The following is a 6,460-nucleotide window of genomic DNA, read 5'->3' on the forward strand; positions in this document are numbered from 1 at the left end:
CCTAACCCTGTGAGCTTATTCAACGCTTTAATCATGGCGTAGGTTTCACCAACCTGAGCATTATAGTTTCTTAAACTTAATCGCCCACCAAACAGTGTCTTTACACGGAACATAGCCGTCTCTGAAAGTGACCGTTTATGGTAACCGTACTTCTTTTTCCAATGTTTATTTGAGCCGTATAATTTCTGGCAAGCTACCGCCAGATTACGGGGGTGACCTCGTAACCAAAAAGCGGCTTTGTTGCGTAATTCAATGGAACTAAATCAAGAACCTACGATCTGATCAGCTACCACCACTCTCTCTCGTAGCCTTATGCCTAAACCTTGTTACAAAACAACCAACTGGAAGCAATACAACCAATCGCTCATTAACCGTGGTTCTCTGACCTTCTGGATCGATGAAGAAGCAATAAGTGGGTGGGCGCAAAGCAAACAGAATAAGCGCGGGAGGCCACGTCGGTTCAGTGATTTAGCGATTACGACAGCACTCATGGTGAAACGAGTTTTTTCTATGCCACTGAGAGCGCTGCAAGGATTTATCGACTCGATATTTAGGTTAGCCCATGTGCCGTTAAGTTGTCCGCATTACACCTGCATCAGTCGTAGAGCCAAGCAAGTTGAGGTCTCATTTAAGACTAAAGCGAGAGGAGCGATACAACACCTAGCCATTGATGCAACTGGCCTTAAGGTTTATGGCGAAGGTGAATGGAAAGTCAAAAAACACGGGACGGATGGCAAGCGGAGAGTCTGGCGAAAGCTGCATATTGCAGTTGATACAAGCACTCATGAGATCATTGCCGCCGAGCTAAGTTTATCAACGGTTACAGATGGTGAAGTACTCCCGAACCTACTGAAACAAACACGTCGAAGCATCCTTGAGGTGTCTGGTGATGGCGCTTACGACACGAGAGCGTGTCGCGCTGCTATTAAGATGAAGCGAGCCGTTGCGCTTATTCCCCCAAGAGAAGGGGCAGCCTTCTGGGAGCGTGGTCATCCTCGAAACCTCGCCGTGGGTTGCCAGAAATTATACGGCTCAAATAAGTATTGGAAAGAGCGGTATGGATACCACAAACGTTCATTGTCAGAAACAGCGATGTATCGAGTTAAACAGTTGCTAGGAGGACGATTGAGCTTAAGAAATTACAATGCCCAGGTGGGTGAAACTTACGCGATGATAAAAGCGTTGAACAAGCTTACTGGGTTAGGTATGCCTGAAACTTGTCGTATTGATTAAGAAATACGCGAAACGGGGTTGTTCTATCTTTAAATTTAATTACGCAACAAAGCCCCAAAAAGCAGCACCTTCTCTCGGTGGAATAAGTGGAACAGCTTGTTTAATACGTATTGCTTCGTAGCATTGTCTTGTATCGTAAGCTCCATCACCAGATATCTCATTGATTCTACGACGAGTTTGATTCAGTAAATTAGGAAGAGCTTCACCGTCAGTGACATTCGATAAACTTAACTCAGCCGCAATGATTTCATGAGTGCCAGTGTCTACGGCTAAATGGAGCTTACGCCAAACTCGACGCTTCCCGTCAGTACCATGTTTTTTTACTTTCCATTCACCTTCACCGTAGACCTTTAGCCCTGTTGCATCAATGGCTAAATGCTGTATTGCGCCTCGGGTCTTTGTCTTGAATGACACATTAACCGTTTTGGCTCGTTTACTGATGCATGAATAATGAGGACATGACAACGGGAGTTGAGCGAGTTTGAAAACAGAATCGATGAATCCTTGTAACGCTCTCAACGGCATCGCGAATACTCGTTTAACCATGAGGGCGGTCGTAATGGCTAAGTCACTAAACAATCGAGGTCGACCTCGTTTACCTTGCTTGAGTTGCTTCCACTGTTGAATCGCTTCCTCATCAATCCAGAATGTCAGTGAACCACGATTGATTAGGGCTTGGTTATATTGTTTCCAGTTAGTTGTTCTGTAGCGAGGCTTTGGCATTGCTCTAAGTATGTGAGTGAACTTAGATGATCTGATCGTAGCTTTAAGCATTAGTTCCCTGATTTAGGAAACAAAGCCTTAGGGAAGACTAGAATTAGTCCATACCTTTATTATACCATTTCACAAACCCTAAATGTTAATTATTATCATTCATTGGTGTATTGAAATGATTCTACTCACTTAAGTAGAGGCGTATCTATACTTATCCCTACCCGATAGCATTACTATATGTAAGTCAAAAGTCACAATTATGGCTGAAGGATAGCTTTGATTCTAACTTGAAAAGGGGCAAAAATGAGTTATGTCACTACTCATTTTTGCCTTTTTCATTAGCATTAAAACTCAATCTATCGACCGTATTGCCCAACAATGAATTTCTCAAACTCATCACACATCTGATGATTTGATTTGTCATTATTCGCCAACTCGGTAGCCCCATCAACGATCGATATCTTCGCATTCAAATCAGAGACTGGTGCACGTTCTCTTGTCGACAGTTGTTTGATTTTTTGCTCCTCAATCGCCCAAGCTTCCTCTGGCGATAAGTTACACTCGTCAGCAAGGTATTTGGCATTGAAACCTTCTCCAGTCAGGCTCTCTATCGTTCCATTGTGATTAACGCTATTGCCTTTATACCAATAGTGCTTAGCTAACAAAGGGCCGATCTCTGGGTTATCCGTTAAGTAGCCAAACTTATCAGTGAAATACGCACGAGTTTGATACACCGCCATATGAGCCAGCAGGTAGCCTTGATACGCGCAAGATGCTTCATCCGACAATAGATGCGGGATCGCCATTAATGGGCGAGGGCTACAAGCTAATCCAAGAATCGTTTTCTCACTGCTACGAGCCAGAGCAGTGATCTTTTCAGGTGTCAGATCTTCATCCGCCAATTCGTAAAGTGCTCGCTCGAAATACGGAACCACTAAAATGCTGCGCTCTTGATAAGCTCTGAAGGGCTGTTTGTTATCGATGATTGCTTTGATTAACTCGTCAGGTACTGCTTGGCCATCTGCATTAAGCGCGTATTGTTTGAGCCAATCGGCATCATTCAACAGGCTATCACAGAACATAGACTGAGTTTCCGCGTAAGCCATCGAGGTCGGTGCAAACTCTTGAGAGAAGCACGGCGCGTTCATTTTCACGTTGGCAAAGTGAGCAGCGTGACCACCTTCGTGGAACAAGGTGTTAATCCCATCATAACCACTGCCTACCTGATCGGGCTTAGCATTACTCGTGAAGTTGACTTGAGCTGGCACCCAAGTGTCTTGGTCATAGAAAGAAGGAATAGGCCCGTGACAGAAACCATTAGGGTATTTACCTTTGCGATCAAGCAGATCCAATTTTAATGTCGCTTGAGAGTATTCGATATTCAGGCGGCCAAAAGATTCAATCCAGCGTCGAAGTGACTTTGAGAATGGAACATAAGGATCAAGATCATTCATAACGTCACCTGCAAAAGAGTAGGTAAAGTTATGGGCTTGAAGTGCATTCTCGCCTTTCTGTTCTGCCAAATTGGCTAGGCTTTGCTGATGGCTATCGCGTGTACGTGCTTCGAAGTCATCCAGAATCGTAAACAGTTGTTCTGTCGTCATCTGTTCGGTTTTCAGCACTGAGTAATCAAAGAAGGTTTTAAACCCCAGTGATTGAGCAAATTGGTTACGTTTTTTGATCAGCTCAATAAAGCCGTTAGCCAGCAGCCATTGCTCTAAATCTAATAATGCTTGATGTGCAGAAAGCCTAACTTGTTCATTACCATTACTTCTAACGGTTGAACCTAAAACGGGCAGCGATCCTTCTGTTTCATCACCTGTTTCATTTACGTAAGTCATTACATGATTCTGTTTTTTCTCAAACAGTTCAGCCTCAAACTTTATGAGATCGGATTTAAGCTTCTGTGACTGCTCAGACTCAATAGCGTGAGATCTAAAGGTCGCCAACCAACCATTCAAGCCTGTCAGCGTACTCTCTTTTTCGAGAGGATCTTGAATTTCATCAATAGCAGCGAGTTGCGTTTCGATAGCAGTAATCTGTTCGGCAGAGCTTAGAAATTCCGTCCACTGAGTCTGTGCGAGTGTCGAACCATCGTGGTCGTCACTGATACCCATATATGTATCCCAAAAGAAGTCTTCTTTCGCTTTATGAGTCGCAAGATACTTTTGATTCAATTGGTTGAGATAGTTCGTTGCAGTCATGACATTCCTTGAAATTTAACCAGTAATTTCAACATTATGACACATTCATTGAATGTATTTTGTGACGATAGATATAACTGAATGCAAGTCACAGCCTATCGGTTTACTTTACAGCGTATTAGTGATAATTAATTAACTGTTAATGATTTATAATTAATTAACTGTTAATGATTTGTTGTTTGCTAGTATTAATTAGAAATAGTTCGCTGATTTATCCAGCCTTTTATTGAGTAAATGGATGTACTCAAGGTCAGCGTTTTTGTAAGGAAGAGGTTTAGGATGGATCCTATTTTATATATCGAAGTTGGTGGTGTTGTTTGGCAAGTATTCCCTGATGGTACTTGGCTTCAATTACCTGCTACGCAGCCAAAAGTTGAAGGCGTGCAAGTCGTCAGCATTGAACCTCAGAACTTACAAGAGGCTCAGCCCTTAACTGCACCACAAATCGCCGCAGTTGAACAACAGTTGGAAAAGGTGGTCACCGAACTCGTCAACAACATTGAAAGCGCACCTCAACAGCCTAACTCAGTAAATGACCAACCTAGTTCCAGCGCCTCATTTATTGTTTATGTTCGTTCCACCTTAGATGAAACGCTCGCTGAGGCGGGTTTTGATACGCGTCCTGCAGAATATGCCGACGAAGATACAACCTCGAATGAGGGTAACCTTGATATTCTGTTACCTAGTGCACTATTAACCGTTGATATTTTGGATGGTGGAGACGGTTACGAAAATCAGTTTGAAGTACCAAGTGTCACGATTACGGGCACGGCAGTGGATGTTCGAGACGGGCGTACCGTTGTTCTGACCATCACTGATGTTAACGGAAACACAGTAACCACCACAGCCATCACAAGCGATGAAACGTATGTCGTCAATGGCGTCGACCTCTCTTCATTGGAGGAGGGGGATCTTCAAGTCGATGCTGTCATTGCTGATGATTTTGGCAATAGCATTGCAGCTAACGATTCCACAATCAAAGACACATTAGCCAACATTGAGGTTGACTTCGATGGCTTTGGTGATGAGTTTTATAACAAGTTTGAAGTAGAGAATGGCGCATTAGTTGGTACTGTAGTCAATGTTGAAGATGGACAGACTATTTCAATAACGATTACAGACAGTAACGGCTTATCTGTGAGTTACTCAACGGTAGTCTCAGGAAATAGCTGGACGCTCGAAAACCAAGATTATTCCAATTTCGCCGAAGGTGAACTCACTGTTGTTGCAAGCACCATAGATATTGCCGGAAACCCTACCACAGCAACGGATACCATAGAAAAAGATACGATTGACCGGATTCTCGTTCGATTTGATGGATTTGGTGATAACTATTATAACGAAAATGAAGTTGGCAAAGGTGCTCTGATTGGAGCGATCTTCAATGTCGAAGACGGCCAAGCTATTGATATTAAGATTACAGATAGCAATGGTTTATCTGTTGACTATACCACAGTTGTTTCTGGTAATTTTTGGAGCCTGAAAGACCAAGATTATTCTGGCTTTGCCGAAGGTGAGTTGACGGTTGTTGCTAGCACGACTGATGTTGCAGGCAATACTATTTCTTCTACCGATACAATTATCAAAGACACGTTAGTGAACATTGGTGTTGATTTTTCTGCCTCTGATGATGAGTTTTATAACCAAGCTGAAGTCTCTAATGGAGCCTTGGTTGGTACTGTGGCAAATGTGGAAGATGGTCAAACTATATCCATTACGATCACCGATGTTAGTGGCAAATCGGTTGATTATTCCACGGTTGTGTCTGGAGGTACTTGGACTCTGACTGGCCAAGACTATTCAGGTTTTGCTGAAGGTGAGCTAACGGTTGAAGCAAGCGTTACGGACGTTGCGGGCAATACAGCAACATCTAGCGATACCATCGTCAAAGATACACTAGTTAGTATTGGCGTCGATTTCTCTGCATCGGATGATGAGTATTACAACTCAGCAGAAGTGAGCAATGGCGCATTGGTTGGAACGGTACTAAATGTTGAAGATGGGCAAACCATTTTCATTACTATTACGGATAGTGCTGGCACCTCGGTTGATTATTCCACGGTTGTGTCTGGTGGTACTTGGACTCTCACTGGTCAAGATTATTCAGCCTTTGCGGAAGGTACGCTAACGGTAGAAGCAAGCGTTACGGACGTTGCAGGCAATACCGCCACTTCTAGCGATACCATCGTCAAAGATACGTTGGCGGACATCAGTGTGGATTTTGATGGTTTTGGTGATGAGTATTACAACTCTGGCGAGGTCAGTAATGGCGCATTAGTTGGTACGGTGACCAATGTTGAAGATGGTCA

The 6,460-nt window shown here is 43.4% G+C and carries 3 protein-coding genes and 2 pseudogenes; 2 read left to right on the forward strand and 3 right to left on the reverse strand.

Annotated features, from left to right (window positions below):
- A pseudogene (locus A6D97_RS21355) lies at window positions 1-236 on the reverse strand (IS5/IS1182 family transposase); the annotation flags it as partial.
- Between the two features lie 76 nt (window positions 237-312).
- Between A6D97_RS21355 and A6D97_RS02080 the strand changes: the two are divergent.
- Window positions 313-1,233 carry an IS5 family transposase gene (locus A6D97_RS02080; RefSeq protein WP_065583724.1) on the forward strand — a complete coding sequence of 307 codons (921 nt, stop codon included), beginning with the start codon at window positions 313-315 and terminating at the stop codon, window positions 1,231-1,233.
- Window positions 1,234-1,287: 54 nt separating this feature from the next.
- Here A6D97_RS02080 and A6D97_RS02085 read toward each other — a convergent pair.
- Window positions 1,288-1,956, reverse strand: a pseudogene (locus tag A6D97_RS02085) (IS5 family transposase); the annotation flags it as partial.
- Window positions 1,957-2,303: 347 nt separating this feature from the next.
- A complete protein-coding gene (locus tag A6D97_RS02090; protein WP_065583725.1) occupies window positions 2,304-4,151 on the reverse strand; it encodes a M3 family metallopeptidase in 1,848 nt (615 codons plus the stop codon).
- A gap of 279 nt (window positions 4,152-4,430) precedes the next feature.
- Between A6D97_RS02090 and A6D97_RS02095 the strand changes: the two genes are divergently transcribed.
- Window positions 4,431-6,460, forward strand: a 2,030-nt coding sequence (locus tag A6D97_RS02095; RefSeq protein ID WP_240492682.1) for an Ig-like domain-containing protein, incomplete at its 3' end; no start/stop codon positions are given.

This window comes from Vibrio sp. ZF57, from assembly GCF_001691235.1.
Lineage (GTDB): Bacteria > Pseudomonadota > Gammaproteobacteria > Enterobacterales > Vibrionaceae > Vibrio > Vibrio crassostreae_C.